This window comes from Mycobacterium sp. (genome assembly GCF_965277065.1).
GTDB lineage: Bacteria > Actinomycetota > Actinomycetes > Mycobacteriales > Mycobacteriaceae > Mycobacterium.
In genome coordinates, this window is sequence record NZ_CBDIBT010000019.1 from 45,988 (window position 1) to 71,220 (window position 25,233).

The 25,233-nt window shown below is 66.8% G+C and carries 26 protein-coding genes, 1 pseudogene and 1 riboswitch; of the genes and pseudogenes, 7 read left to right on the top strand and 20 right to left on the bottom strand.

The window, feature by feature from the left end:
• Positions 1 to 64: 64 nt before the first annotated feature.
• Positions 65 to 1,270 carry a M50 family metallopeptidase gene (locus ACQY5A_RS17320; RefSeq protein ID WP_428341596.1) on the bottom strand — a complete coding sequence of 402 codons (1,206 nt, stop codon included), beginning with the start codon at positions 1,268 to 1,270 and terminating at the stop codon, positions 65 to 67.
• Entirely contained in the window at positions 1,267 to 2,415 is a 1,149-nt protein-coding gene (gene dxr, locus ACQY5A_RS17325) for a 1-deoxy-D-xylulose-5-phosphate reductoisomerase (protein ID WP_428343209.1), read from the bottom strand. Before dxr ends, ACQY5A_RS17320 begins: the two co-directional genes overlap by 4 nt.
• 234 nt (positions 2,416 to 2,649) lie before the next feature.
• Between dxr and ACQY5A_RS17330 the strand changes: the two genes are divergently transcribed.
• Positions 2,650 to 2,904 (top strand): DUF2631 domain-containing protein, encoded by a 255-nt coding sequence (locus ACQY5A_RS17330; protein ID WP_428341597.1) that lies wholly within the window; start codon positions 2,650 to 2,652, stop codon positions 2,902 to 2,904.
• On the opposite strand, the gene rlmN is transcribed toward ACQY5A_RS17330, so the two are convergent.
• The 4 genes from rlmN to pyrH form a co-directional block, all read right to left on the bottom strand.
• The gene (gene rlmN / locus ACQY5A_RS17335) at positions 2,897 to 4,000 is read right to left on the bottom strand and encodes a 23S rRNA (adenine(2503)-C(2))-methyltransferase RlmN (RefSeq protein ID WP_428341598.1); all 1,104 of its coding nucleotides are present in this window, start codon (positions 3,998 to 4,000) and stop codon (positions 2,897 to 2,899) included. The genes ACQY5A_RS17330 and rlmN overlap by 8 nt on opposite strands.
• A 12-nt stretch (positions 4,001 to 4,012) precedes the next feature.
• Complete coding sequence (locus ACQY5A_RS17340) at positions 4,013 to 4,927, bottom strand: phosphatidate cytidylyltransferase (RefSeq protein ID WP_428341599.1); 915 nt, start codon at positions 4,925 to 4,927, stop codon at positions 4,013 to 4,015.
• A 23-nt stretch (positions 4,928 to 4,950) separates the two neighbouring features.
• Positions 4,951 to 5,508, bottom strand: coding sequence for a ribosome recycling factor (frr, locus tag ACQY5A_RS17345; RefSeq protein ID WP_428341600.1), 558 nt, complete (start codon positions 5,506 to 5,508; stop codon positions 4,951 to 4,953).
• A gap of 66 nt (positions 5,509 to 5,574) precedes the next feature.
• Positions 5,575 to 6,330, bottom strand: coding sequence for a UMP kinase (gene pyrH, locus ACQY5A_RS17350; RefSeq protein ID WP_428341601.1), 756 nt, complete (start codon positions 6,328 to 6,330; stop codon positions 5,575 to 5,577).
• A gap of 352 nt (positions 6,331 to 6,682) precedes the next feature.
• Here pyrH and ACQY5A_RS17355 point away from each other — a divergent pair, with 352 nt between their 5' ends.
• Positions 6,683 to 6,925 (top strand): CsbD family protein, encoded by a 243-nt coding sequence (locus tag ACQY5A_RS17355; RefSeq protein ID WP_428341602.1) that lies wholly within the window; start codon positions 6,683 to 6,685, stop codon positions 6,923 to 6,925.
• 59 nt (positions 6,926 to 6,984) lie between these two features.
• Here the strand turns inward: ACQY5A_RS17355 and ACQY5A_RS17360 are convergent, their stop codons facing one another.
• From ACQY5A_RS17360 to ACQY5A_RS17370, 3 genes are all read right to left on the bottom strand, one after another.
• A complete protein-coding gene (locus tag ACQY5A_RS17360; RefSeq protein WP_428341603.1) occupies positions 6,985 to 7,920 on the bottom strand; it encodes a lysophospholipid acyltransferase family protein in 936 nt (311 codons plus the stop codon).
• A gap of 94 nt (positions 7,921 to 8,014) precedes the next feature.
• Positions 8,015 to 8,767: an STAS domain-containing protein gene (locus ACQY5A_RS17365; protein WP_428341604.1), complete on the bottom strand. Its 753-nt coding sequence runs from the start codon at positions 8,765 to 8,767 to the stop codon at positions 8,015 to 8,017.
• 159 nt (positions 8,768 to 8,926) lie between these two features.
• On the bottom strand, positions 8,927 to 9,331 hold the full coding sequence (locus ACQY5A_RS17370; protein WP_428341605.1) for a ChaB family protein: 405 nt from the start codon (positions 9,329 to 9,331) through the stop codon (positions 8,927 to 8,929).
• Positions 9,332 to 9,464: 133 nt separating this feature from the next.
• On the opposite strand from ACQY5A_RS17370, the gene ACQY5A_RS17375 reads away from it, so the two are divergent.
• Entirely contained in the window at positions 9,465 to 10,133 is a 669-nt protein-coding gene (locus ACQY5A_RS17375; protein ID WP_428341606.1) for an HAD family hydrolase, read from the top strand.
• Positions 10,134 to 10,151: 18 nt separating this feature from the next.
• Here the strand turns inward: ACQY5A_RS17375 and ACQY5A_RS17380 are convergent, their stop codons facing one another.
• Positions 10,152 to 10,841 carry a class I SAM-dependent methyltransferase gene (locus ACQY5A_RS17380; protein WP_428341607.1) on the bottom strand — a complete coding sequence of 230 codons (690 nt, stop codon included), beginning with the start codon at positions 10,839 to 10,841 and terminating at the stop codon, positions 10,152 to 10,154.
• A 45-nt stretch (positions 10,842 to 10,886) separates the two neighbouring features.
• On the opposite strand from ACQY5A_RS17380, the gene ACQY5A_RS17385 reads away from it, so the two are divergent.
• Positions 10,887 to 11,306 carry a MarR family winged helix-turn-helix transcriptional regulator gene (locus ACQY5A_RS17385; RefSeq protein WP_428341608.1) on the top strand — a complete coding sequence of 140 codons (420 nt, stop codon included), beginning with the start codon at positions 10,887 to 10,889 and terminating at the stop codon, positions 11,304 to 11,306.
• 15 nt (positions 11,307 to 11,321) lie between these two features.
• Here the strand turns inward: ACQY5A_RS17385 and ACQY5A_RS17390 are convergent, their stop codons facing one another.
• Genes ACQY5A_RS17390 through rpsB form a run of 3 tightly spaced genes read right to left on the bottom strand, consistent with a single transcriptional unit; the run spans position 11,322 to position 14,408 of the window.
• Entirely contained in the window at positions 11,322 to 12,731 is a 1,410-nt protein-coding gene (locus ACQY5A_RS17390) for an amidase (RefSeq protein WP_428341609.1), read from the bottom strand.
• A gap of 10 nt (positions 12,732 to 12,741) precedes the next feature.
• Entirely contained in the window at positions 12,742 to 13,557 is an 816-nt protein-coding gene (gene tsf / locus ACQY5A_RS17395) for a translation elongation factor Ts (protein WP_428341610.1), read from the bottom strand.
• An 11-nt stretch (positions 13,558 to 13,568) separates the two neighbouring features.
• Positions 13,569 to 14,408: a 30S ribosomal protein S2 gene (gene rpsB / locus ACQY5A_RS17400; protein WP_428341611.1), complete on the bottom strand. Its 840-nt coding sequence runs from the start codon at positions 14,406 to 14,408 to the stop codon at positions 13,569 to 13,571.
• A 300-nt stretch (positions 14,409 to 14,708) separates the two neighbouring features.
• Between rpsB and ACQY5A_RS17405 the strand changes: the two genes are divergently transcribed.
• On the top strand, positions 14,709 to 15,170 hold the full coding sequence (locus ACQY5A_RS17405; RefSeq protein WP_428343210.1) for a M23 family metallopeptidase: 462 nt from the start codon (positions 14,709 to 14,711) through the stop codon (positions 15,168 to 15,170).
• On the opposite strand, the gene ACQY5A_RS17410 is transcribed toward ACQY5A_RS17405, so the two are convergent.
• The 6 genes and pseudogenes from ACQY5A_RS17410 to ACQY5A_RS17435 all read right to left on the bottom strand — a co-directional run bounded on the left by ACQY5A_RS17410 (position 15,171) and on the right by ACQY5A_RS17435 (position 21,221).
• Entirely contained in the window at positions 15,171 to 16,073 is a 903-nt protein-coding gene (locus tag ACQY5A_RS17410) for a tyrosine recombinase XerC (protein WP_428341612.1), read from the bottom strand.
• A gap of 32 nt (positions 16,074 to 16,105) precedes the next feature.
• Positions 16,106 to 17,266: an alpha-hydroxy-acid oxidizing protein gene (locus ACQY5A_RS17415; protein WP_428341613.1), complete on the bottom strand. Its 1,161-nt coding sequence runs from the start codon at positions 17,264 to 17,266 to the stop codon at positions 16,106 to 16,108.
• Between the two features lie 39 nt (positions 17,267 to 17,305).
• Positions 17,306 to 18,154, bottom strand: coding sequence for a siderophore-interacting protein (locus ACQY5A_RS17420; RefSeq protein ID WP_428341614.1), 849 nt, complete (start codon positions 18,152 to 18,154; stop codon positions 17,306 to 17,308).
• A gap of 50 nt (positions 18,155 to 18,204) precedes the next feature.
• Positions 18,205 to 19,345, bottom strand: a pseudogene (gene dprA, locus ACQY5A_RS17425) (DNA-processing protein DprA).
• A complete protein-coding gene (locus tag ACQY5A_RS17430; protein WP_428341615.1) occupies positions 19,342 to 20,853 on the bottom strand; it encodes a YifB family Mg chelatase-like AAA ATPase in 1,512 nt (503 codons plus the stop codon). The pseudogene dprA and the gene ACQY5A_RS17430 overlap by 4 nt, the downstream one beginning before the upstream one ends.
• Positions 20,853 to 21,221, bottom strand: a complete 369-nt coding sequence (locus ACQY5A_RS17435) for a YraN family protein (protein ID WP_428341616.1) — start codon at positions 21,219 to 21,221, stop codon at positions 20,853 to 20,855. The genes ACQY5A_RS17430 and ACQY5A_RS17435 overlap by 1 nt, the downstream gene beginning before the upstream one ends.
• A gap of 143 nt (positions 21,222 to 21,364) precedes the next feature.
• Positions 21,365 to 21,425: riboswitch (Fluoride riboswitch) on the top strand.
• A 135-nt stretch (positions 21,426 to 21,560) separates the two neighbouring features.
• Between ACQY5A_RS17435 and ACQY5A_RS17440 the strand changes: the two genes are divergently transcribed.
• Together ACQY5A_RS17440 and ACQY5A_RS17445 are read left to right on the top strand one after the other, a co-directional pair.
• Complete coding sequence (locus ACQY5A_RS17440; RefSeq protein WP_428341617.1) at positions 21,561 to 21,860, top strand: PE family protein; 300 nt, start codon at positions 21,561 to 21,563, stop codon at positions 21,858 to 21,860.
• Positions 21,861 to 21,874: 14 nt separating this feature from the next.
• The gene (locus ACQY5A_RS17445; protein WP_428341618.1) at positions 21,875 to 23,209 is read left to right on the top strand and encodes a PPE family protein; all 1,335 of its coding nucleotides are present in this window, start codon (positions 21,875 to 21,877) and stop codon (positions 23,207 to 23,209) included.
• Here ACQY5A_RS17445 and ACQY5A_RS17450 read toward each other — a convergent pair.
• Positions 23,201 to 25,201, bottom strand: a complete 2,001-nt coding sequence (locus tag ACQY5A_RS17450; protein WP_428343211.1) for an APC family permease — start codon at positions 25,199 to 25,201, stop codon at positions 23,201 to 23,203. The two genes, ACQY5A_RS17445 and ACQY5A_RS17450, sit on opposite strands and share 9 nt — an antisense overlap.
• Between the last annotated feature and the right edge of the window lie 32 nt (positions 25,202 to 25,233).

Consider the following 25,233-nt stretch of genomic DNA (forward strand, 5'->3'; position numbering starts at 1 on the left):
TTTGCCTTCTCTCGCTTTCGTTCGTTCGGGTTACGCCCGGGGCCATGCGGCGGACGGGCCCGCGCTACTGGAACAGCCGGATCGGGTTGACCACATCCGCGGTCACCGTCAGCAGCATGTAACCGACGACCAGTACCAACACTACGTATGTCGCGGGCATCAGTTTCAGGTAGTTGACCGGCCCCGCCGCGACCTTGCCGCGAGCCGTGCGAATCATGTTGCGCAGCTTCTCGAACAGCGCGATGGCGATGTGGCCGCCGTCGAACGGCAGCAGCGGCACCAGGTTGATCACGCCGAGGATGAAGTTCAGTTGGGCCAGGAACAGCCAGAACGCCATCCAAACGCCGTGATCCACGGTGTCTCCGCCGATGATGCTCGCGCCGACGACGCTGATCGGGGTGTCGAGTGCACGCTCTCCCCCGCCGATCGCGTGGACCAGCGCGCCGACCTTGGACGGGATGGCAATGAGCGACTTGCCCAGCAGCACGGTCAGGTTGCCGGTGAAGCTGAAGGTTCCCGGTATCGCGCTGACCGGGTTGTAGTGGGTGGGCCCGGGCTGGGTGCCGACGACACCCATGACGCCGATCTTCGCCGGCTTGGCGCCGTTTTTGCCGTTGGCCACCCAGCGCTGACGCTGGGTGATGTCGACGTATTTGGTCATCGTCTGACCGTCGCGCTTGATCACGACCGGGACGGTGCCGTGCAGCTTCTGCACAACTCCGGCCATGTCGGAGAAGTCGGTGACCGGGGTGTCGCCGACCTTGAGCACCACGTCGCCGGCCCGGATCCCGGCGGCGGCCGCCGGTCCGTCACCCGTGCACTTCTCGAAGTCGCCTTGCTTGATTTCGCCTGCCGCACAAGCTGTTTGGCCGATAACAGCGGTGGGATGCAGGTTGGGCAGCCCCCAGATGACCGCGATGGCGTAGATCAGCACCAAGCCGATCACGAAGTTCATGCCCGGACCGGCGAACAGCACCGCGACCCGTTTCCACGTCTTCTGCTTGTACATTGCTCGGTCGTGTTCGTCGGGTTGTAGTTCTTCCACCGACGTCATGCCGGCGATGTCGCAGAAGCCGCCGGCTGGGATCGCCTTGAGGCCGTATTCGGTTTCGCCGCGGCGCGTCGACCACAAGGTCGGGCCGAAACCGACGAAGTAGCGGCGCACCTTCATGCCGGTGCCCAGCGCGACCCACATGTGGCCGCATTCGTGCAGCGCCACGGAAATGAGAATGGCGAGCGCGAACAACACGATGCCGATAACGAACATCATCGAGTCGGTGAAACCTCCTGTGTGGCGCGCTTGATCAGACCGAGTGCCTCAGCACGTGCCCAGCGCTGCGCGTCGAGTACGTCTTCCACGGTAGCGGGTTCTGCGGCCCACGGGTCGGCGGCGCTCAGGACGTCCGCGATTGTTTGCACGATTGCGGGGAAACCGATCCGCCCGGCTAGGAATGCCTCGGCCGCCTCTTCGTTCGCGGCGTTGTAGACGGCGGTCATGCAACCACCCGTTTGGCCGGCCTGCCGAGCGAGCGCTACGGCGGGGAAAACCTCGTCGTCCAGCGGCTCGAACTCCCACGTCGACGCGGTGGAGAAGTCGCAGGCCGCGGCCGCCGCAGGCACCCGGTCCGGCCAGCCCAGGGCAAGCGCGATCGGCAGTTTCATGTCCGGCGGGCTGGCCTGGGCGATCGTCGAGCCGTCGGTGAACGTGACCATCGAATGCACGATCGACTGCGGATGCACCACCACATCGATGCGGCCGTAGGGGATGCCGAACAGCAGATGGGCCTCGATGAGCTCGAGCCCCTTGTTGACCAGAGACGCCGAGTTCAACGTATTCATCGGCCCCATGGACCAGGTCGGATGGGCACCGGCCTGCTCGGGGGTGACGTGCTCGAGCTGAACGGCCGACCAACCCCGGAACGGGCCGCCCGACGCGGTGAGCACCAGCTTGGCGACCTCGTCCGCGCTGCCACCGCGCAGACACTGCGCCAGCGCGGAGTGCTCGGAGTCCACCGGCACGATCTGGCCGGGCTGAGCGGCGCCCAGCACCAGCGGTCCGCCGGCGATCAGCGACTCCTTATTGGCCAAGGCCAAGCGGGCACCCGAGGCCAGCGCGGTCAGCGTCGGCTGCAGCCCCAGCGCGCCAACCAAGGCGTTCAACACGACGTCGGCCTCGGTGCTCTCGATCAGCCGGGTCGCGGCGTCGGGCCCGCTGTAGGTGACCTTGCCGACGGCCTGCGCGGCGCGCTCGTCGGCGACGGCGATATTGGTCACTCCAGTCTGGGCCCGCTGTCGGGCCAGCAGCTCCGGGTGTCCGCCGCCGGCCGCCAGCCCCACCAGCTCGAAGCGGTCAGGGTTGGCGGCGATGACCTCGAGCGCCTGGGTGCCGATGGAACCGGTGCTCCCCAACACCAGGGTCCGGAGGCGACGGCCGTGGGCGCCGAGCGTGAAGCCGGCTTCACTCTGGACGCTAGGTGGGCTGCCATCGCGGCGTTCGGTCACCCACTCATTGTGCCGCGCCGCCGCCGCGCCCGACGAATCTCCGGTCGGCGACGATGCGGGCGGCTTAGGCGGCCCGCTGAGAAGCCGGCCCCGTGGACCGTGTGCCAGAATGTGCAGACATCCCGATCCCTATCCGAGGAGTTTGCTGTGGCCGGTACCGAGGTGGAGCGCTCCGACGGGGTCGACGTCGCCGATGTGCCGTCGGCGGACTGGGGCTGGAGCAAAATCAACTACCGCACCTGGCACATCACCGGTTTCCTGATCATCGGGCTGCTGGTGGCCTTCTTGCGCGGCAACCACGTCGGCCACGTCGAGGACATCTGGGTGATCGGCTTCGCGCTGCTCGGCCTGTTCTTCCTCGTGCGCGACATGTGGGGCCGTCGGCGCGGCTGGCTCAAGTAGACAGCTCGGCGGCCAACTGGCCACATGCGGCGGCGATCTCCCGCCCTCGCGTATCGCGCACCGTGCAGGCAACGCCGGCCGCGCGGACCCGTCGGACGAATTCCCGCTCCGCGCCCTTCGGGCTGGCATCCCATTCGCTACCCGGTGTCGGGTTCAGCGGAATCAGATTCACGTGCACCAACGGGCCCAGCGCCCGGTGTAGCCGCTTGCCCAGCAGGTCCGCGCGCCACGGTTGATCGTTGACGTCGCGGATCAACGCGTACTCCACCGAAACCCGACGACCCGTCTGCTCGGCGTAATAGTGGGCGGCATCCAGCGCTTCGCCGACCTTCCACCGGTTGTTGACCGGCACCAGGGTGTCGCGTAGCTCGTCATCCGGGGCATGCAGCGACAGCGCCAGCGTCACCCCGAGCCGCTCGTCGGCGAGTCTGCGGATGGCCGGGGCCAGGCCGACCGTCGACACCGTGACCGACCGCGCCGAGATGCCGAAGCCGGCCCCTTTCTCCGCCGACCCGGTGATCCGCCGTACCGCTGTCAGCACCCGGGCGTAGTTGGCCAGCGGCTCCCCCATGCCCATGAACACCACGTTGGACAACCGGTCGCCCCACTCGTCGCGAAGCGTCGCGGCCGCGGCACGAACCTGCTCGACGATCTCGGCGGCCGACAGATTCCGGGTCAGACCGCCCTGGCCGGTCGCGCAGAACGGGCACGCCATCCCGCAGCCCGCCTGCGACGAGATACACACCGTGTTGCGCTTCGGGTAACGCATCAGCACCGACTCGAAGGTGGTGCCGTCGACCGCGCGCCACAACGTCTTTCGCGTTTCGCCGGCATCACAGGTGATCTCGCGGGCCACCGTCAGCAGCGTCGGAAACAGCGCATCGGTTACCTGGGCCCGGACCGCAGCTGGCAGGTCGGTCATCTGCTGCGGGTCGGCGATCAATCGGCCGTAGTACTGGTTCGCCAACTGCTTGGCCCGAAACGGCGGCAGACCCAGCGCCGCGACGGCCTCCGCGCTTGCGGCGTCGTCGAGGTCGGCCAGGTGTCGCGGCGGCAGCGCGCGCCGCGACGCTTCGAATACCAACTCCTGTTTCATGATTCGCAGACCTCAGGGCAACAGGGTCAGGACGGCCCAGGTGGCGACCGCCGACGGTAGCGCCCCGTCCAGCCGATCCATCAGGCCGCCGTGGCCGGGCAGGATTCGGCCCATGTCCTTGATGCCCAGGTCGCGCTTGATCTGCGATTCCACCAGGTCACCCAGCGTTGCGGTGGCCACGATCGTCAGACCGAGCAGCAGGCCGACCCACACCGGCCGGTGGGCCAGCTGGGTCAGGGTCACCGTGACCGCGGTGATCCCGAATAACAGCGAGCCGGCCAATCCTTCCCACGACTTCTTCGGACTGACCGTCGGGACCATCGGGTGTTTACCGAACAGCACGCCGACTGCGTACCCGCCCACATCGGAGGCGACCACGCCGATCATCAGGCTGAACACCCGGACTGAGCCGTCCGACGGAAAGGCCAGCAGCACGCTGATCGACCCGAACAGCGGCACCCAGGCGGCGAGGAAGACGGTGGCCGCCACGTCGCGCAGATAGTTCCCCGACGGCGAGTCGGCGGATCCGTCAGACGCCGTCGTGGTGCCGAGCGCCAGCCGCCAGAACATGCAGACAACCGTGGTGGCGCCAAAGCCCGCGAGCAGACCGTACGCATGCTGGTACCAGGCCAGCCAGACCATAGCTTCGCCGCCAACCAGGAGCGGGACGACCGGGATCAGGTAACCGGCCTCGCGCAGCCTGCGCACCACCTCGTGAGTGGCGATGGGCATCGCTGCGGCAAGCAGAAAGACCCACAGGTAGCGGTCCCACACCAGGATCGCAATGATCGTGAAGCCGATGGCGGCGCCGACGGCGATCGCTGCAGGTAGGTTGCGACCGGCCCGCGATTTCTTTTTCTTGCCGGCCGCAGGCTCCTGCACCGAGTCCTCGGCGGGGATGTCTGCGCCGGTATCGGTCTCTGCCACGGACGTTGTCTGCTGATCGGCCGCTAGACCTCCAGCAGCTCGCTTTCCTTGTGCTTGACCAGGTCCTCGATCTGGGTCACGTACTGCTGGGTGGACTTGTCGAGGTCCTTCTCGGCGCGCGAGACCTCGTCCTCGCCGGCTTCGCCGTCTTTGCGAATCCGGTGCAGTTCCTCCATCGCCTTTCGGCGGATGTTACGCACCGACACCTTGGCGTCCTCGCCTTTGGATTTGGCTTGCTTGACCAGCTCGCGACGACGTTCCTCGGTCAGCTGCGGTACCGCGATCCGGATCAGCGTGCCGTCATTGGAGGGGTTGACGCCGAGGTCGGAGTTGCGGATCGCCGCTTCGATGTTTCCGAGCTGACCGGCTTCGTACGGCTTGATGACGACCAACCGCGCTTCCGGAACGTTGATGCTGGCCAGTTGGGTGATCGGGGTGGCAGACCCGTAGTAGTCGATATTGACGCGGTTGAACATGCTCGGGTTCGCGCGGCCGGTCCGGATGGTCGACAAATCGTCGCGACTCACCGATACGGCTTTTTCCATCTTCTCTTCGGCATCAAAGAGAGTCTCGTCAATCATTTCCGCCGCTTCTCCTCATCGCTGCGCTCTGCATCGTCGCCGGCGGGCATTTCCGCTGCTCCTCTCTCACGTGGACACCAGCGTTCCGATTTTCTCACCCGCGACGGCACGAGCGATATTGCCATCGGTCAGCAGGTTGAAAACCAGGATCGGCATGCGATTGTCCATGCACAAGCTGAAGGCGGTCGCGTCGGCCACCTGGAGACCGCGGTCGATGACTTCCCGGTGGGAAATCGCCGTGAACAATTCGGCCCCGGGATTGATCCGCGGATCCTCGGCGAAAACCCCGTCGACGGCCTTGGCCATCAACACCACGTCGGCGCCGATCTCCAAGGCCCGCTGCGCGGCGGTGGTGTCGGTCGAAAAGTACGGCAGCCCCATACCGGCGCCGAAAATGACCACCCGCCCCTTTTCGAGATGGCGCACGGCTCGTAACGGAAGGTACGGCTCGGCCACCTGACCCATGGTGATCGCCGTCTGCACCCTGGTGGCGATGCCTTCTTTTTCCAGAAAATCTTGCAACGCAAGACTGTTCATCACGGTGCCGAGCATCCCCATATAGTCGGACCGGGTGCGTTCCATGCCGCGCTGCTGCAGCTGCGCGCCACGGAAGAAGTTGCCCCCGCCGATCACCACGGCAACTTGCACGCCCGTTCGGACCACTTCGGCGATCTGACGGGCGACCAGCGCCACCACGTCGGGATCCAGGCCAACCTGACCGCCGCCGAACATCTCGCCACCGAGTTTGAGCAATACGCGTGTGTATTTGTCTCGGCTCGAGGACTCGGCGCCGTTGGTGCCTGTCGGCTCCTGCTCCGTCATCTGACTCCTTGCACACCGAGGACGCCCTGCAGCTGTCCCCGCGACGGCTGTCCCCACGTCAGCCGGGTCCATCCTGCCTTATCGTTGGCCGCCCGTCCCAGGAGTCGACCGCTTTGGCTGCCTGAGCCGAATTCGCCGTGTTCGGCGTCACATCCGCCGACGCGGACGGTCCTACCAGGTCTTGATAGTTCGGAGCCGCCAATCGCCGACGACTGCGTCGCTCACGAGGTTTGGTGCCCGGGCACCGCGGGAACTGCCTCTGTGGAGCCGCAAGGGCACATAACGCGCTCCGAAGCCACCGGTCCAGCCATGGGCCGGCAACGAATAAGGCGCAAGCCATATAGGAGGACTCATGTCGGACGACAACAAGAGCGGGCCTGCAGAAGGCATCAAGGGTGTAGTCGAGGGCGCCAAGGGTCTGGCCAAAGAAGCCGTTGGCACCGTGGTGGGTAACGAGAACCTCGAAAAAGAGGGCGAAGCCCAGCAGGACAAGGCGTCGGCTCAGCGCGACGTCGCCAAGAAGGAAGCCGAAGCCGAGGCAGCTCGCGGCGGCGAAGAGGCAGCGGAGAAGCGTCAGCAATCGCACCAGAACTAGCTCGTCAGTCAACGAGGCCCGGTCCAATGCGGACCGGGCCTCGTTGCTTGTCGGTACGGCTAGCCGAAAACTGGCAGTGCGCGCTTGCGCGCCAGCGCGTCCATCCCGCGCTGAATGCTGTCTTCGACCTCGTGATACTTGCGGTCGATGTACTCATAATCGTCGGCGCGTGCCGGGTCGTTGTCGATCTCGATTGCGGGCATGAATCGGGTCCGGATCTTGGCCGGCAGCGGCAATTGCGGGAGCGCGGCCGGGGCGATCCCCCAGGGCAGCGAGATAGCGAGCGGAAAAACCTTGAGCCGCAACAGTTTGTCCAAGCGCAGGACGCGCGATAGGCGATCACCGCGGATCAGCACCGGCATGGCGTCGGCGCCTCCGACGGTGGCGATCGGCACGATCGGCACTCCCGCGCGGATCGCCATCTTCACAAAACCCTTGCGTCCGGCCAGGTTTGCCTGGTCGCGCTCACTCCAGGGACGCAACGAGTCCACCTCGCCGCCAGGCCACAACGCGACATCGTGTCCCTCGGCCAATGCCGTCGCGATCGCATCGGGGGCCGCGGGCAGCACTCCCATCGAACGGAAATAGCGGCCGATGCCGGGAATGGCCATCAGCGCGTCGTGGGCGGTGCCGTGCAATGGACGCTCGGGCCCGAACCGTCGCCACCACTGCAGGCCCACCGTCCAGGCGTCCCACACGAATGGCGCGCCGGAGTGGATGCCGATCAGTAGCGCCGGTGGATCTCCGACGTTTTCCCAGCCGTCGATCTCCATCCGGAACCAGTAATCCACCAGCACGTTCCAGAAGAACTTCTGCCGTTGCAATGCTGTCTCGTCGGTACCGCTGAGATCCCATTGGCCGGCTCGCTCGGCCACCCAGCCACTCACCCCGCCGGCCCCGCCGTCGCGCTTGTCTTCCATCGCGGTGCGCGCCTGTTCGGCCTGGTCCAGTGCCTGCTGACGGACCTCAGCGGTCCTGTGATCTCCACCACTCATGGCGGTCCGCATACCCGAATTGCCGCAGGGCAATCAGGCTCTCGACGTACCGGCGCAGGACGACTGCTCGGCCGAGACCGCGGCCGGGTGGTGCTCAGAAACGATTCTCGGGACCGACGACGGCCCAGATGGTGTTGCCGGACAGGGTCGTATATGTCCCCCAGGCTCGTGAGTTCGCGACGACCAGGTCGAGCCCGGACACGTTGTCGTGAACCGATTTCCGTTGCACCGGATTCGCGATGCCCACGTGTTGCACCACTACCGACACCGTCGAGCCGTCGGTTTCCACACGAAGAACGAAATCGCGGTCAGTGGCGGAGAGGGCGGCTTCGACGAGCTCGGTGGCGATCAGGGACGCCACATGAATGAAGTCAAGTCTCGACCACTCCGACAACCACTCCGCGGCGAGCTCCCGACACCGGCGGACGCTGCCCGGCCCGGCCGGTATTACCGCGCGGGCACGCCGCCGATAGCGCTGCTGCAGATCAACCGTCAACTCGGAAAGCGCCAACGTCAACGTGGGATAGATTGGCACATATCGAGTTATTCCGTTGCGGTGCAGATTGTTTCGGTCTTGTTCGTGCGGGCTGACCAGACCGATCGGCACACCGGGCCACTCGGCGATCTGCCAGCGGGCGCTGGTGAATACCGCCCATGCCGGATCCTCACGGACGGTCAGCCAGCTGATATCGACGACGACGAGACGAGGTTCGTCGAGCGCTGCTTTGACGATGGCCTCGCGCAGCGGAAGGTACGTGCTGGCATCCAGCACACCGTCGACAGTGAGCACGCGGGCGTCACCCACGTCGGTGGCGTTGAATTGCAGTTCGCGCTCGCGGCCGGCCATGACCCACTTTTCATCCGGATATGACGCACCGCGAGGGCGCCTTGTCGGTTCCACCTGCCAAACCTCAGCAGCCTATGTGATCGTAACCGCGACTGTCGGCGCGATCCTCAACGCCGGCGGGTGGTGACTCTGTTCGAGAATTGGGTTCAGTTGCCCGTCTCACGCGTTGCGGTTGTATTTCTTGATCGCTTCGATCAGTTGCGACTTGTCCATCGCGGACCGGCCGGAAATGTCGAGCTTGCGGGCGATGTCGAGCAGATGCTTTTTGCTGGCGTTGGCGTCGACGCCCTCGTCGGACGGGATTGGGTTGTGCAGGCCGCCCCGTTCGGCGCGGGCGTCCGAAGGTCCGCTCTTGTTCTTCGGCAACCAGCGGTCACCGACCTTTTCGAAGCTGCGCTTGAGCGCCGCATACGCGACACGGTGGGCACGCTCTGGGCTGCCGTACTGGTCGGCAGCGGCGTCGTGCGCCTTGGTAAATGTGCGCTGCGCCTTGGCGTTCGATCGCCGCAATGTGCCCGGTAGCTCGTCGGCTTTGGGCTGGCCGCCCTTCGTGGTTTTGGGCATCGCTCACCTCTCGACATTCGATGGTTGCCCATAGCGTCGATGCCGGGCAACCCGAGCTGCGGTATTGGCTGCGTAACAACTCATGCGGTGGGTACCCACCGGCTGGCCCGAATCAACCGAAAGGTCCGTAGCGATGGCACCGACCACCGTCCTGTTCGACGTCGACGGCACGCTGGTGGACTCCAACTTCCACCACGTCGTGGCCTGGCAGCACGCGTTTCTCGACGTGGATAAAGAGGTGCCGTGCTGGCGAATCCTCGGTCTCATCGGCCGGTCGGGAGACGAGTTGATGAACGCTCTGCTGGGCGACGAGCTCGCCGACGCGCACGGCTCACGCGTGAAGAAGCTGCACACCAAATACTTCCTCGACTCCGCGCCGCTGCTGCGCCGGCTACCCGGCACGCGTGAACTGCTCGAGGCCATTGCCGAAAGAGGTTGGCAGTCGGTGCTTGCCACGTCCGCCGGAGACGAGGAGTTGGAAGTGCTACGCAGCGCACTCGACTCCGAGGACCTGATCACCGCCGTGACGTCCGCGGGCGATGCCGATCGCGCGAAGCCGCATCCCGACATCGTGGCCGCCGCGTTAAAGCGTGTCGACGCCACATCGGCCGACGCCATCTTCCTCGGCGATGCGGTATGGGATGTGCACGCTGCACAACGCGCCGGCGTGCCGGTTGCCGCGGTACTCACCGGCGGCACTTCGCGGGAAGCGCTGGTCGACGCCGGAGCCGCACAGGTTTACGACGGACCGCTCGATGTGCATGCGCACATCGAGCGGTTTGGTCAGCTCGTCGGAACCTGACGGGTTCCGTCGTCCGGCTCAGCCCAGGTGGGCCGACAGCAGCCAGGCCGGCAGCGACTTACGGCCGTTACCTTCGTCGCAAACGCCCTCGAAGGGGAACTCGGGGCTGTCGGTGCCGACGAAGTTGCCGTGAATGCGGGCCGGCCGGATCTCGTCGATGACCCAGTACTTCGACACGACGTCGCGAAGCTCGTCGTCGGTCACTGGGTTGGCCGGAGCGCCTTCGCCCGTTCTGGCGAAAACCAGTACGTAGTACGACGCGCCCGGCTTGGCGGCCCGCACGATCGAACGCTGGTAGCCGTCGCGCAGCTCGACGGGCATGGAGTGAAACAAGGTGCTGTCCACGATGGTGTCGAACCGGCCTTCGGAACCGGTTGGCCAGGTCGTGAAGTCAGCGATGTTGGCTACCTTGAAGGAGGCCTTCGTCAGCCCCTGCCTGGCGGCCTCCGCCGTGGCCAGCGTGATCGCGGTGGGCGAGGCGTCGAGTCCAACCGTGTTGTGGCCCAACGCGGCAAGGTGTAGCGATAACGCCGCTTCGCCGCAGCCGGCGTCCAGCACGTCGCCGGTGATCTTGCCTTGGTCGATGAGCGCGGCGATCTCCGGCTGCGGCTCGCCGAGGCTCCACGGCGGCCGCGCGCCCGCGAACTCAGTGGCCTCGCCGCGGTAGGCCGGATCGAAGTCGAAATCGAATTTCGGTGTTTCAGTCATATCCCAGGTATATCAACCAGGCTGATATATGTCAACATTGTTGATATGGGAGCAACCGAGGACGCACCGCTGGGCTATCTGCTGTTCAACGTGATGGCCGCGCTACGGCCCGAAGTAGCGGCCGCGCTCAGTCCGCTGAGCCTGACGCTTCCCGAATTCGTCTGTATGCGAATGCTTTCCACAAGCCCGGGGCTGTCCAGCGCCGACCTGGCCCGGCTCGGTAACGTCTCGCCGCAGGCGATGAACACGGTGTTGCACAAGTTGGAGAGTGCTCAGATGGTGGCTCGCCCCGCGTCGGTGGCGTCCGGCCGTGCGCTACCGGCCTCGCTCACCGCGGACGGTCGGGCACTGCTGGAACGCGCCGAGGCCGCGGTGGGTGAGGCAGACGCCCGGGTGCTGGGCAAGCTGTCGGCAGCCCAGCAACGCGAGTTCAAACGGATGCTGGCGACGCTGGGACCCGACTAGGCATATTTGTCCGAACTAGGCCTGCTGGTCGATGCGCGCCCAGGGCCGGGCGTCCTCGAGTTCGTAGGCCAGTTCCAATAGCTGCGCCTCGTGTCCGGTTGACGCGGAGAACATCATCCCCACCGGCAAACCGTTGGCGGACAACGCCAATGGCAACGAGATGGCCGGCTCCCCCGTGACGTTCTGCAGCGGCGTGAACGCGACCCAATCTTGCAGCCGGTCGATAATCTGCTCGTAGTCGGCCATCGGGTCGAGATACCCGACCTCCGGTGTCTCGTCGGCCAAGGTTGGCGTCATCACCACGTCGTAGGTGCGGGCCAGACGGGCCGTGTGCCTCCGAGTGCGGGACAGCCGCAACAACGCCACCGGGATGCGATGCAGATTGCGGCGCGCATGCCGATCCAAGCCCCGCGACAGGTTGTCCAGCCGGGTCACGTCGAATCCGTCGAAGGTGCGCTTGTTCATCTGGATCTGGCCCATTGCCAGCAGACCCCAGTACAGCACGAAGTCTGAGACGAAACTGGTCGGGACTGGCGGCTTTTCGAGGTGGTCGACGCGATGGCCGAGTTCTTCGAGCAGTGCGGCGGATTTTAGTGTCAGCTCGCGGACCTCGGGGCTGGACTCCCGCAGCAGCGAATGGGTGATGACGGCGATCCGCAGCCGCTTCGCGCCCGCGTGCTGCACATGGCCGATGGGTGGGAGCTTGCCGGCGGGCCAGATCCGCTCGGCCTCGGCGTAAAACGCCGCGGTATCCCGCACCGACCGGCTGACCATCCCGTTGGCGACTATGCGGATCGGCATCTGACTGACTTCTTTGTCCAGCGGTAGCCGACCGCGGGACGGCTTGAGCCCGACAAGCCCGTTGCACGACGCCGGAATTCGGATCGATCCGCCGCCGTCGTTGGCGTGCGCGATCGGGACGGCGCCCGCGGCGACGAACGCGGCGGAGCCCGACGACGACGCACCCGCGGTGTGGTCGGTGTTCCACGGGTTGCGCACCGGCCCGAGCCTGGGGTGTTCGGCCGAGGCGCTGAACCCGTACTCCGACATCTGGGTCTTGCCCAGCGGTGTCACGCCGGTAGCCAGGTACATCCGGGCGAAGTCGCTGTCGACGTCGGCCGGCCGCGGCGGCCACGCATCGGTGCCACGCATCGTCGGCAGTCCGGCGAGGTCGACGTTGTCCTTGATATACGTCGGCACGCCGCTGAACAGTCCCGCGCGAGCCGGTGCCGCCGCTTGAGTTCGAGCACGGTCGAATGCCTTGAAGGCCAAGCCATTCAGCGCAGCATTGACCGCCTCGGTGCGGGCGATGGCCGCCTCGACCACCTCGGACCTGCCGATGCGGCCCGCCTGTATCGCCTCGGAAACACCCACCGCGTCGAGGTGGCCCAGTGCGTCGTCACCGAATGCATGCACGTGTCGCATTCGGCTGATGCTACTGCTGGCCGACCTCGAACCGGGCGAACCGGGTCACGGTGACACCGGCTTCGTCGAGCAACGCCTTGACCGTCTTCTTGTTGTCCGAGACTGAAGGCTGCTCGAGTAGCACGGCGTCCTTGAAGAAACCGTTCAGCCGGCCCTCGACGATCTTGGGCAGAGCCTGGTCCGGCTTGCCCTCCTCCTTGGCGGTCTCCTCGGCGATGCGCCGTTCGCTAACCACCACCTCTTCGGGAACATCGTCCCGAGTCAGGAAGCGGGCCTTGAGCGCGGCGATCTGCAGTGCGACCGCGTGCGCCGCGCTGGTGTCGTCACCGGTGTATTCGACCAGCACACCCACGCCGGGCGGCAGGTCGGCCGCACGCTTGTGCAGGTAGGTCTCGACGTTGCCGTCGAAGAACGCGACCCGGCGCAACTCGAGCTTCTCGCCGATCTTTGCCGACAGCTCGGCGATCACCTGCTCGACCGTCTTTTCACCGACCTTGGCGGATTTGAGGGCATCGACGTCGGTCGCCTTGGCCTCGGCAGCAGCGCTGACGATCTCATTGGCGACCTTCTGGAACTCCGCATTCTTGGCGACGAAGTCGGTCTCGCTGTTCAGCTCGATCAGCGCGCCGCCCTTGGCGGCGACCAGGCCCTCGGCGGTAGCGCGCTCAGCGCGCTTGCCGACGTCCTTGGCACCCTTGATCCGCAACGCTTCGACGGCCTTGCCGAAGTCGCCGTCGGTCTCCACCAGCGCGTTTTTGCAGTCCAGCATCCCGGCGCCGGTCAGCTCCCGAAGTCGCTTGACGTCGGCAGCGGTGTAGTTCGCCATCTCGGCCTTTCCTAGGAAGGGTCAGGGGTTGATTCAGCTGCGACCGCGGCGGCTTGTTCGGCCGGCGCGGCGGTAGCGGTCGCCGATGCGAGCAGCTCCTGCTCCCATTCGGCCAGCGGCTCGGCACCTTCGGCTTCGGGCTTGCCGTCGCCGCGACCCACACCGGCACGCGCCTGCAGGCCTTCGGCCACCGCGGAGGCGATCACCTTGGTCAGCAGCGCCGCCGAGCGGATCGCGTCGTCGTTGCCCGGGATCGGGTAGTCGACCAGGTCGGGGTCGCAGTTGGTGTCCAGGATCGCGATGACCGGGATGCCCAGCTTGCGGGCCTCACCGACGGCGATGTGCTCCTTGTTGGTGTCGACCACCCAGACCGCCGACGGAACCTTCGCCATGTCGCGGATACCGCCGAGGCTGCGGTCCAGCTTGTTCTTCTCCCGGGTCAGCATCAAGATTTCTTTCTTGGTGCGGCCCTCGAAGCCACCGGTTTGCTCCATCGCCTCGAGCTCCTTGAGCCGCTGCAGGCGCTTGTGGACGGTCTGGAAGTTGGTCAGCATGCCACCCAGCCAGCGCTGGTTGACGTACGGCATGCCGACCCGGGTCGCCTCGTCGGCGATGGACTCCTGCGCCTGCTTCTTGGTGCCGACGAACAGCACCGAACCGCCGTGCGCGACCGTCTCTTTGACGAACTCGTACGCCTGGTCGATGAAGGTCAGCGTCTGCTGCAGGTCAATGATGTAGATGCCGTTGCGGTCGGTGAAGATGAACCGCTTCATCTTGGGGTTCCAGCGACGGGTCTGATGCCCGAAGTGGGTGCCGCTGTCAAGCAGCTGCTTCATGGTTACAACAGCCATGGATTTGCCGGCTTTCATTTGTCGGTTCATGCCTGGCGACGGGTGACGCCTGGCCCTGGCGACTGCTGCGATGCCGAACCCGCTGGTAAAGCTGTCAGACGGGACCGCCCGGCACGCGGTGCGAACTCCTGGTGAAACGGGAGACGCGATGCAGACGCGCGAAGTCAGCTCGTAATACGGGCTGCGCAGTGGAGTTTACACGGTTCTCCCCAGGTGCTTTGTCCACAGCGCTGGCTGGCCGGTTCGCGACTGCCGGGGTGAACTGGCCGGGTGCAACGGGCGGCGACGATCTCGGCGGTGATGCTGGTCTGCGCATCGCCGGCCGGCGGTGACGGTGTCCGGCTGCAGTGGCCGCTGCGACCGACGCCGGCCGTGCTGCGATCCTTCGACGCTCCCTCGCCGAACTGGAACCGTGGCCATCGCGGCGTGGACCTGGCGGGCAGGCCTGGTCAGCCGGTCTACGCCGCGGGCGACGCCACCGTGGTGTATACCGGGACGCTGGCCGGCCGCCCGCTGGTGTCGCTGACCCATCCGGGCGGCCTGCGCACCAGCTACGAGCCGGTGCGGGCCGATGTGCAGGTCGGACAGCGGCTGACCGGGGGGACGGCGATCGGCGAGCTCCTGGCCGGACATCCCGGTTGCCCGGTCGCGGCATGCCTGCACTGGGGCGCGATGTGGGGTCCGGCCTCCGGCGCCGACTACGTCGACCCGCTGGGGCTACTCGCGTCGACACCGATACGGCTGAAACCGCTGCACGGGTAGTCAGGCCCGCGGGTGGGCCTGGTCGTGCACCGCACGCAGCCGGGCCACGGTGACATGCGTATAGAGCTGGGTGGTCGCCAGGCTGGAATGGCCCAGCAGTTCCTGCACGACGCGCAGATCGGCCCCGCCCTCGAGCAGATGCGTTGCCGCGCTGTGCCGCAGGCCATGCGGACCCATATCGGGAGCGCCGTCCACGGCGCCGACCGTCTCGTGCACCACGGTGCGTGCTTGCCGTACGTCGAGCCGTCGTCCCCGCGCCCCCAGCAGCAGCGCCGGACCGGAATCCGCGGTGACCAGCTCCGGACGGCCATCGGTCAGCCACCCGCGCAAGGCGTCCGCCGCGGGCTCGCCGAACGGCACGCTGCGCTGCTTGTTGCCCTTACCCAACACTCGCAATAATCGGTGCCCGTTGTCGATGTCGTCGATGTCCAACCCGCACAGCTCGCTGACCCGAATACCGGTGGCATACAACAACTCGACGATCAGACGATCCCGCAACGCCATCGGATCACCTTGCTGGGAACCGGATTTGGCCGCCGACATGGCAGCCAGCGCCTGGTCCTGCCGCAACACCGCCGGCAGCGCACGGCGCGCCTTGGGCACCTGCAACCGAGCCGCGGGATCACCGGTCAGCAGACCCCGCCGCATCGCCCAGGCGGTGAAGGTCTTGACCGCCGACGTGCGGCGCGCCAGCGTCGTTCGGGCGGCGCCGGCACCCGCCCCGGCGGCAAGCCACGACCTCAGGATCGGCAGGCTCAATGCCTGCAGGCCGCTGTCGGGAGCGCGCTCGCCCAGGAATGCGAACAACGACCGCAGATCACCCAGATACGCGCGGCGGGTGTGCACCGAGCGAAGGCACTGCAGCTCCAGGTAGCTGTCGAATTCGTCGAGGATCGCCTCCACCACCTCACCGTCGCAGAGACGCGCGCCAGGACTCAGGTGACGCGCCGCAGGGTGTCCGGAGTGAGATCTTTCAGCGTCGGATAGCCGTCGACCGCCATCGTCAGGTCGGCCTCGGCCAGCAGCGTCCGCAGCACGTGCACAATGCCGTCGACGCCGCCGAGCGCCAAGCCGTAGGCGTAGGGCCGCCCGACACCTACCGCGGTCGCGCCGAGCGCCAACGCCTTGACGACGTCGGTGCCGCTGCGAACTCCCGAGTCGAACAGGACCGGCAACCCGTCAGCGGCTTCCACCACTCCCGGCAGGCAATCCAGCGCGGGCAGTCCCCCGTTGGCCTGACGGCCGCCGTGGTTGGAGCAGTAGATTCCGTCGACGCCACCGTCCCTGGCGCGACGCGCGTCGTCGGGGTGGCAAATGCCCTTCACGATCAATGGCAGCGTGGTCAGCGAGCGCAGCCAGGGCAGGTCGTCCCACGTCAACGGATTCCCGAACACCGAAATCCACTGCAGCACCGCGCCCTGCGGGTTCTCCTCGGGAGTTTGCGCCAGGCTCGCCCGGAACACCGGGTCGCTGGTGTAGTTGCTCAGACACTTGCCGCGCAGTTGCGGGAAATTCGACGTGCTCAAATCGCGCGGGCGCCAGCCGGTGACCCAGGTGTCCAGGGTGACGACGATGCCTTTGAAGCCGGCCGCCTCGGCCCGGTGCACCAGGCTGGCAGCCAGGTCCCGGTCGGTCGGTGTGTAGAGCTGAAAGAAGCCGGGCGTCTCGCCGAATTCGGCGGCCACGTTTTCGAGCGGGTCCTCGGTCAGCGTCGACATGACCATCGGCACCCCGGTGCGGGCGGCGGCGCGTGCGGTGGCCAGGTCGCCGTGGCCGTCCTGGGCGCACAGCGCGATCACGCCGATCGGCGCCATGAACAGCGGGCTCGGCAGCTTCAGCCCGAACAGATCGATCGAGAGATCGCGCTGCGCGGCGCCGACGAACATGCGCGGGACCAGACCCCATTGCTGGAAGACGTCGGCGTTGGCCCGCTGGGTGCGCTCGTCGCCGGCACCGCCCGCGACGTAGGACCAGATCGACGGGGGCAGAGCCTTTTCGGCCTTGGCTTCCCACTCCGCGAAGACCATCGGCAGCTTGGGCACTATCCCGCCGAGGCCCTGAAGGTAGATCTCGTTCTGATAGTCGCCGAATGCCATGCGATGAGCATGCCAGCCGACAATCAGGCTGACGAGGCCCTACTGGGCTCCGGCCTCGGCTGCGGCGAGTTCCTTCTTCCACTGCCGGAAAGTCTCTTCGGTGCGACCGCGACGCCAGTACCCCGATATCGAGGCCCATTTCGCATCCACGCCACGCTCTTTGCGGATATAGGGCCGCAGGTTGTGCATGACGGCCTGCGCCTCGCCGTGGATGAAGACCTGCACCTGTCCGGGAAGCCAGAGGACGGTGGTGACGGCTTCGACCAGAGGCGCGTTGTCGCCGGCTCGATCCTCGGCCACCAGGTCGGCCCGGCCGCCGCGGTAAAGCCAGTTGATCTGGACGCCGTCCGGGGCGGTCAGCGGAATTTCGTCTTCGGGCTCGGCGATTTCGATGAAGACCCGGCCAATTGCGTTGGCAGGCAATGCTTCCAAGGCGACACTGATGGCGGGCAGGGCGGTCTCATCACCCGCCAGCAGGTGCCAGTCCGCCGCCGGGTCCGGGGCATAGGCGCCGCTGGGACCCATCAGATACATCGGCTGCCCGGGTTGCGCCGCCGCGGCCCATGGCCCGGCGGCGCCGTGGTCACCGTGCACCGCGATGTCGACGACGATCTCGCGGGCAACCGGGTCGGCGCGACGAACAGTGATGGTCCGCACCACCGGCTTCTTGGCGGCCGGCAGGTCGGCGAAGGAATCCAGCGTCAACGGCTGCGGCAACGCGGCCACATCGACGTCGTCGGCCACGAAGACCAGCTTGACATAGGAGTCGGTGAACTCGCTCGGGGTAAACGTGTCGAAGCCGTTGCCGCCCAACACAACTCGAACCATGTGCGATGTGAGTTGCTCGGTGCGCACCACTTCAAACGTGTGCACTGGTCGACCTGACACCTGGTTCCTCTCCCTGGGCACTGACCCATTCGACTATAGAGGCGCACCGGTTATGGCGGTTGCCTACGAGTGCGCACGATCCGCCAGCCGCCGTCGCGACGCTCGGCCAACCCGGCGATCTCCAGCATCGCCAGTGGCGCAAGGAGCCGCGCCGGCTCCACTGCGGCGGCGACCGCGATCTCGTCGACTGTCGCGGTCCCGCGCCCGGGCAGCGCCTCGTAGACCCGCCGCTCGTCGTCGCTCAGTCCGTCGAGCGGGCTTGCCGGACTGAGCTGCTCGGAGGCCAGTTCCCCGATCCGGCCGACCAACTCGACGACGTCCTCGGCGCGGGTGATGACCTCTGCGCCTGTCCGTAGCAGCGCATGACAGCCGCCCGACGCCGAGGAGGTGACCGGGCCCGGGACCGCGCCGACGACTCGGCCCAGGGCCCGAGCCCACGCGGCGGTGTTGGCGGCGCCGCTGCGCAAACCGGCCTCCACCACGATCGAGGCCCCGGCGAATGCGGCCACCAACCGGTTGCGGGTCAGAAACCGGTGCCGGGCCGGACGAACCCCCGGCGGATATTCGGTGACCAGCAGTCCGTCGGTGGCAATGCGATGCAGTAGTGCGGAATGCCCTGCGGGATAGGGAATATCGATACCCCCGGCCAGAACCGCTACGGTGAGACCATCGACCGACAGCGCCGCGCGGTGCGCCGCACCGTCGATTCCGTACGCCCCGCCGGAAACCACGGCGACATCGCGCTCGGCCAAGCCCGACCGCGAGATCGGCGGCCACGTGCTCGCCGTAGCTGGTGGCCGCGCGGGTCCCGACGACGGCGGCGGCTCGCTGCGTAACGTCGTCGAGCCGCGCCGGGCCGAGCACCCACAACGCCATCGGCGGCCTGCCCTGCGGTCTCGCCGCAACCGCGGCGCCGCCGAACGCGGTGAACGCCAGGCTGGGCCATTCGTCGTCGTCCGATGCGATCAGCCGCCCACCGCGGCGCGTAAGCAATTCGAGATCCTCGACGGCGCGGTCGATGTCACGCCTCGCCTCGGTGCGTCCCGCAAGGGCGTCGTCGACCTGGCCTCGGCGCACCCGCTCGGCCGCTTCGACGGGACCCACCCGGGCCACCAGCGCGGCGAGCTCGATGCACGGCGGCTCGACGACGCGTGAAAGATACGCCCACGCGCGCTGCGTCACGTCGGTCACCGGGATTCCCCCGGCTGGCGGAAGCTCAGTGCGGTGGCCACCTCGTCGCGCCCCGGTGAGGTGCGGCCGGCCAGGTCGCTCAGCGTCCACGCGACCCGCAGCGTCTTGTCGAGCCCGCGAATACTGAGCAGCCCGTGATCCAGCGCGGTCCGCAACGGCTCCATCGCGGCGGTGCTCGGGCGAAACCGGCGTCGTAGCAGTGTTCCGCTCACCTCGGCATTGGTTCGGAAACCATGCTCGCGCCAACGCTGTGCCGCGGCGTCGCGCGCAACCGTGACCCGGCGGCGCACCTGCCCCGTCGACTCGGCCTCGGCGGTCGCAAACACACTCATCCGGACCGGATACATCTCCACGCGCAAGTCGACGCGGTCTAATAGTGGCCCGGACAGCCGCCCGAGATAGCGCCGTTTGACCGCCGCTGCGCAGATGCAGTCCTGCGGGTCAGCCGGCGCGCAGGGACAGGGGTTGGCCGCCAGCACGAGCTGAAAGCGGGCGGGATAACACGCCACCCCGTCGCGGCGGGCGAGGCGAATCTCTCCCTCTTCCAACGGTGTTCGCAAAGCCTCCAACGCACTGACGCCGATCTCGGCGCACTCGTCGAGGAACAGCACCCCGCGGTGCGCGCGGCTGACGGCGCCTGGCCGGGCCATTCCCGAACCGCCGCCGACGAGTGCGGCGACGCTGGAGCTGTGATGCGGCGCCACGAACGGCGGCCGGGTGATCAGCGGGGTGGCGTCCGAGAGCAGACCGGCCACCGAATGTATCGCGGTGACTTCCAACGACTCGCCATTCGACAGCGGCGGAAGTAGTCCCGGAAGACGTTGCGCCAGCATCGTTTTACCGACACCGGGTGGCCCGGTGAGCATCAAGTGGTGCGACCCGGCAGCGGCGACCTCGACCGCGTAGCGCGCCTGGGCCTGGCCCACCACGTCGGACAGATCTGCGGGCGGTTCCGCCTCGGGAAGTGACCCGCTGATCGGCTCGTCCAGCCGCGCCGAACCATTGAGCCATCCCAGCAACTGCGCCAGCGTACGCACACCCCAGACGTCGATGCCGTTGACTAAGCTGGCCTCGGGCAGGTTCTCGACGGGAACCACCGCGACGCCCCAGCCGGCGCTTTTGGCGGCGAGCACCGCGGGCAGCACCCCGCGCACCGGCCGGACCCGTCCGTCCAGTGCCAGCTCACCGAGCACTACGGCGGTTTCCAGTGTTCGCCACGGCGTTTTGCGCTGCGCCGACAAGACCGCGGCCGCGAGCGCCAGATCGTAAACCGATCCCATTTTGGGCAGTGTCGCCGGTGACAACGCGAGCGTCAGGCGCGACATCGGCCACTTGTCGTTGCAGTTCGTGATCGCGGCGCGGACGCGGTCGCGGGACTCCTGCAGCGCGGCGTCGGGCAGGCCCACCAGATGCACACCGGGTAAGCCGGACGTGATGTCGGCTTCGATCTCGACGATCTGGCCATCCAGTCCTAGCACCGCGACCGAGAATGCGCGTCCGAGCACCATCAGCCCAGGCCTTGCAGGTGCGTGAGTTCCGGGGTGCGCCGCCGGCCGATTCGCACGCCGATCACGTCGATCCGCACGGCTGCCCACCCCTGGTCCTGAGCGGCCAGCCAAATCCCGGCCAGGCGACGCAGTCGGCGTACCTTCTGCTCGGTCACCGCCTGCGCCAGGCCGCCGAAGCCGTCCCCAGTGCGGGTTTTGACTTCGACGAACACCACCGTGTCGACGGCCGGGTCGACGGCGATCACATCCAGCTCGCCGTAGCGGCAGCGCCAGTTGCGGGCCACGATCCGCAGCCCGAGATTCCTCAGGTGCTCAGCCGCCAACCGCTCACCCAGCGCCCCGATTTCGGCTCGCGTCAACGTCGTCATGCCGCCACCCTGTTGCAGGGCGCCGACTCCGGTCTCCGCCGCGCACCGATCACCACCGAACAACGGCCGGTTATCCCCAGTTAGGTAGTAATCCCCAATGAACCTGCGCGCCGCGTTGATCTACCGTTCAACCGTCATTAACATCGCGTTCAGGCGATGAAGCTCGCCTTAACCGCCGTATCGGCTGATGGCTTCTACCGACCGCACCGGGCTAGAAGGCGGGGTGGTAACCGTGACTCCAGGTTCCGCCGTTTTGCGGCCAATTCAACGAATTCACTTGCTGGCGTACGGTATTCGCGCGTCTTTAGTCGCATGTGATACCCACCGAGAGGAACTCCGATGTTATACGTCACGACGCACCCCGAGGCGCTGAGCGCCACCGCCGCCACCTTGGCCGGCGTCGGCGCCACGATGAGTGCACAGAACTCTGCCGCCGCGGCGCCTACGACGGGCGTGGTCCCGGCCGCCGCCGACCAGGTATCTGCACTGGCAGCCGCCCAATTCGCCGTCCACGCGCAGATGTACCAGGCGATCAGCGCCCAAGCCGAGGCGGTCCACCAGCAACTGGTCAGCACCCTGGAAAACAATGCGACGTCGTATGCGGCCACCGAAGCCGCAAACGCCACGACAGCCAGTTGAGTCGGGACAGCACAATGGATTTCGCGACTTTACCGCCGGAAGTCAACTCCGCTCGAATGTATGCCGGCCCCGGCCCGGGGCCGATGTTGGCCGCTGCCTCGGCGTGGGACGCACTGGCCGCCGAACTCCAGTCCACCGCGGCGTCCTACCGGACGGCGATCTCCGAGCTGACCGGCGGACCGTGGCTGGGCGCGTCGTCGGCGGAGATGACGGCGGCGACCACTCCATATCTGGCGTGGATGACCACGTCCGCCGCGCAAGCCGAACAAACCGCCACGCAGGCCAGGGCGGCCGCAGCGGCCTATGAAACCGCGTTCGCGATGACGGTGCCGCCGGCGGTGATCGCGGCCAACCGGAGTCTGCTGGTGACGCTGATCGCCACCAACGTGCTCGGGCAGAACACCGCGGCCATCGCGGCCACCGACGTCCACTACGCCGAGATGTGGGCCCAGGACGCCACCGCGATGTACGGCTACGCAGGCTCGGCTGCGACGGCATCGACGCTGACGCCGTTCGCGCCGCCACCCCCCACCACCAACCCGGCCGGCGGGATTCAGCAAGCCGCTGCGGCGGCGCAGTCGGTCGTGTCGAACGGTACGCGCGTGCTCACCACGATCCCGCAGGCCTTACAGGGACTCGCCACCGCGGCGGCACCTGCAGCGACAGCGTTCGATCCGACGACGCTGCTGCCGTTGGTGACGATCCCGTTTTCCGCGACCGCCGTAACCACCGGGACGATAGGCATCTCGACGTCTCTCATAGGACTCGGCACGACGGTGCGAGCGCTGCTCATCAACGCCGACCGCGACTTCGCCCTCGGCAAAGGCCCGTTCACCGGCAACGGCGTCGGCGGGACGATGCTGCCGCAGTGGATCATCAACGGGACCGGCGGCATTGGCGCCCCGTCGGACGCCGTCCCGGACTCGGAAGGATCGGCGAGGTTCGGCCAGGCGAACAAGGTCGGCCGGTTGTCCGTGCCGTCGGGTTGGACGGTCGCCGCCCCCGAACTCCGTCCGGCCGCCTACACACTGCCGATCACCAACGCCGCCGCGGCGCCGGAGGTCGGCGGGGCCGGCAACCTGTTCAGCAGCATGGGCTTGGCCGGCGCGGCGGGCGGTGCGGTCGGTAGCACCGCGTCGGCCGGACGCGGCAATGAGCGGGTGCGGATCACGCCGCGGCCAAGGCCGGCTCCGCCGAAGCAGCAGCCGCCGCAGGAGGCAGTCGCCGCGATCGCCACCGAACTGGAGGAGCTGGCCACGCGGGCCCAATCGCTGTTGAGCAAGTTGGCCGAATCCGGGCTGCTGACCACCGAGGAGGTCAGCGAGCAAAAGCGGCGTTTCCTAAGCTGACGAGTTCGCCGTCGCCTCGCCGGCCGCTTCACTCTTGTGCAGCCGAGCCGTCGCGGTCGCCTGCGCAATCCGCGATCCCACGTCGTAGGCCACGATCTGGGCGGTGGCACCCTCGACTCGGCTGACCGCGCCGGCCATCTTGTCCGCGGTGCGGTCATGCAGCAGCCGGCCCACCAGCGGCGCGTAAGTACGGCGCGGCAACAACACCGTCACCTTGGTGCTCGGGTCGTCCTCGATCTCGCGCATCACCAGTTCCTGTGCCGAACGACTGAGGTTGCGGTCGGGACACTCGAGCATCTGCAGCGGAATGTCGTCCTCGAAATGCTCCCAGCGGTCGTGCAGCCGCTGAGCATGACGAGTGTCGATGATGAAGTGCACGGCGCTCAATTTGTCGGCGCGCAACTCGCTCGCGTAGTGCAGAGCCTCGATGGTCGCGAAGTCGAAGTGGTCCACCAGAACGACGACAGTGTGGTGCGGGTGCTTGACCACCTCTTGACGCTCGGTCAGCTGCATCTCCAAAACCGAGTTCTCGCTGCGGTATTCCTTGTTCAGGCGCATCAATGCGAACACCAGGATCGGGAAGACCACGATCACCAACCAGGCGCCCTCGGTGAACTTCGCGATCGCAAAGATCAACACGACCGTCGTCGACAGGATCGCCGCGGACAGGTTGATCGCCAGCTTGCGACGCCACCCAGGATCACGGTGGCCCAGGTGGTATTTCGTCATGCCGTAACCGCAGATCGAGAAGCCCATGAACACGCCCATGGCGTACAGCGGCACGACAGCGTCGACCGAGCCGTTGGTGACGATGACGAGCAGGGTCGATGCCACGGTCAGCACGATGATGGCGTTGGAGAAAACCAGTCGGTGCCCGCGCTTCATCATCGGCCGCGGCAGGAAGCTGTCCTCCGCGACGAAGCTGGTCAACGCCGGAAAGCCGTTGAAGCTGGTGTTGGCGCCGAAGAACAAGATCGCCGCGCTCGCCGCCTGCAGCAGCGCGAACAGGATGTTGCCGAAGGTTCCGCCGCCGAAGACCGCTCGGGCGATCTCGGACAGCATCGAGGGGTATCCCGCGGCGTACGGGGTCGCGTGGGTGACGTGGGCGAGCCAAATGACGCCGAACAAGAGGAATCCGAGCAGGCTCGCCATCATGGTCAGCGCCTTGCGGGCGTTGGGGCCCTGCGGCTGGCGGAAGACGTTGACCGCGTCGGCGATCGCCTCGACCCCGGTCAGTGAGGTGCCACCGTTGGCGAACGCCCGGAGCAAAACCAGGATCGTGGCGCCCATGATGAAGCCGTTGCCTTGGTGAACCGATACTGCTCCCTCGATGTGCTCTGGGTCGTATTTCGTTAAGCTCCCGAATATTTCGCGAACCACACCGGTCACGATCAGCGTCGTCATCATCGCGGCGAAGGCATACACGGGGACGGCGAACAGCCGGCCGGCCTCTTTCATACCGCGGAGATTGCCGAACGAGAGCATCAGCAACGCTCCCACGGTGATCTCGAGGTGGTACGGGCCCAGACTGGGTATTGCGGAGACCACCGCGACGGTGCCCGCCGAGCACTGGATGGCGACCGTGACCACGTAGTCGATCAGCAGTGCGGCCGAGGAGAGCTGCGCGACTTTGGGTCCGAAGTTGGCGCGCGCCACCACGTACGAGCCGCCGCGCTGGGTGTAGACCATCACCACCTGCCGGTACGACGCGGTGACCAGCGCGAGGATCAGCAGGATGACCCCGGCGAGTGGAAGAATCAGCGTGAATGCTGCGATCCCGGCCGCGGGCAGTAGTTCGATCAAGATCTGCTCGGGACCGTACGCGGTCGACGAGACGGCGTCGGGCGAAAGAGCGCCTAGCGCAATGGGATTCGACAGACTCTCGTGCTCGAGGTCTTCGTTGATCAGCGGCTTTCCCAAGAAAAACCGCTTCCATGCGTCGGTGAAAGTCGACGGGGCCTTGTGCTCGTCAGCCAGCTCTACCACGGTGATGCTCTTCCCCGCCCTCACGGTAAAAATTTTTA

Excerpts from the sequence above, each read along its gene's own strand:
- ACQY5A_RS17320 (WP_428341596.1), bottom strand. The coding sequence starts at position 1,270 with ATGATGTTCGTTATCGGCATCGTGTTGTTCGCGCTCGCCATTCTCATT.
- rlmN (WP_428341598.1), bottom strand. The coding sequence starts at position 4,000 with ATGAAACAGGAGTTGGTATTCGAAGCGTCGCGGCGCGCGCTGCCGCCG.
- frr (WP_428341600.1), bottom strand. The coding sequence starts at position 5,508 with ATGATTGACGAGACTCTCTTTGATGCCGAAGAGAAGATGGAAAAAGCC.
- pyrH (WP_428341601.1), bottom strand. The coding sequence starts at position 6,330 with ATGACGGAGCAGGAGCCGACAGGCACCAACGGCGCCGAGTCCTCGAGC.
- ACQY5A_RS17355 (WP_428341602.1), top strand. The coding sequence starts at position 6,683 with ATGTCGGACGACAACAAGAGCGGGCCTGCAGAAGGCATCAAGGGTGTA.
- ACQY5A_RS17360 (WP_428341603.1), bottom strand. The coding sequence starts at position 7,920 with ATGAGTGGTGGAGATCACAGGACCGCTGAGGTCCGTCAGCAGGCACTG.
- ACQY5A_RS17365 (WP_428341604.1), bottom strand. The coding sequence starts at position 8,767 with ATGGCCGGCCGCGAGCGCGAACTGCAATTCAACGCCACCGACGTGGGT.
- ACQY5A_RS17370 (WP_428341605.1), bottom strand. The coding sequence starts at position 9,331 with ATGCCCAAAACCACGAAGGGCGGCCAGCCCAAAGCCGACGAGCTACCG.
- ACQY5A_RS17375 (WP_428341606.1), top strand. The coding sequence starts at position 9,465 with ATGGCACCGACCACCGTCCTGTTCGACGTCGACGGCACGCTGGTGGAC.
- ACQY5A_RS17380 (WP_428341607.1), bottom strand. The coding sequence starts at position 10,841 with ATGACTGAAACACCGAAATTCGATTTCGACTTCGATCCGGCCTACCGC.
- ACQY5A_RS17385 (WP_428341608.1), top strand. The coding sequence starts at position 10,887 with ATGGGAGCAACCGAGGACGCACCGCTGGGCTATCTGCTGTTCAACGTG.
- ACQY5A_RS17390 (WP_428341609.1), bottom strand. The coding sequence starts at position 12,731 with ATGCGACACGTGCATGCATTCGGTGACGACGCACTGGGCCACCTCGAC.
- tsf (WP_428341610.1), bottom strand. The coding sequence starts at position 13,557 with ATGGCGAACTACACCGCTGCCGACGTCAAGCGACTTCGGGAGCTGACC.
- rpsB (WP_428341611.1), bottom strand. The coding sequence starts at position 14,408 with ATGGCTGTTGTAACCATGAAGCAGCTGCTTGACAGCGGCACCCACTTC.
- ACQY5A_RS17405 (WP_428343210.1), top strand. The coding sequence starts at position 14,709 with ATGCTGGTCTGCGCATCGCCGGCCGGCGGTGACGGTGTCCGGCTGCAG.
- ACQY5A_RS17415 (WP_428341613.1), bottom strand. The coding sequence starts at position 17,266 with ATGGCATTCGGCGACTATCAGAACGAGATCTACCTTCAGGGCCTCGGC.
- ACQY5A_RS17430 (WP_428341615.1), bottom strand. The coding sequence starts at position 20,853 with ATGGTGCTCGGACGCGCATTCTCGGTCGCGGTGCTAGGACTGGATGGC.
- ACQY5A_RS17435 (WP_428341616.1), bottom strand. The coding sequence starts at position 21,221 with ATGACGACGTTGACGCGAGCCGAAATCGGGGCGCTGGGTGAGCGGTTG.
- ACQY5A_RS17440 (WP_428341617.1), top strand. The coding sequence starts at position 21,561 with ATGTTATACGTCACGACGCACCCCGAGGCGCTGAGCGCCACCGCCGCC.
- ACQY5A_RS17445 (WP_428341618.1), top strand. The coding sequence starts at position 21,875 with ATGGATTTCGCGACTTTACCGCCGGAAGTCAACTCCGCTCGAATGTAT.